This window comes from Paraburkholderia sp. J11-2, from assembly GCF_905220185.1.
In the GTDB taxonomy this organism is placed as follows: domain Bacteria; phylum Pseudomonadota; class Gammaproteobacteria; order Burkholderiales; family Burkholderiaceae; genus Paraburkholderia.
Genome location: NZ_CAJMYY010000148.1, coordinates 1 through 256 on the forward strand (window position 1 = coordinate 1; position 256 = coordinate 256).

General features: G+C 57.4%; 1 pseudogene. It reads right to left on the bottom strand.

What is annotated here, in order from left to right:
• Positions 1-78: 78 nt before the first annotated feature.
• Positions 79-256, bottom strand: a pseudogene (locus tag U5A57_RS41555) (cupin); the annotation flags it as partial.

A 256-nucleotide genomic window follows, 5' to 3' on the forward strand; every position in this document is an offset into this window, starting at 1 on the left:
GGCGACGCCGTCCACTTCTACAGTCTTTCGTTGCATGATCAGAACCCCTTGATGGCGCGATTGCAGCGCCGGTATGTCTCAACGGATAAAGCGCCTGACGTAGTCCGTACCAAGTCCGATCGCTTCGTAGTGCCTGCGGGCCGCTTCGATCTTGGTGAAGACATCCTCGTAGCCTGTTGCGTTGCCTTGAGGATCGACGTAGGTGTAGCCACCCGTCACGTGAAACCAGGTGATCATCTCGTCGACGCCTTCGGGT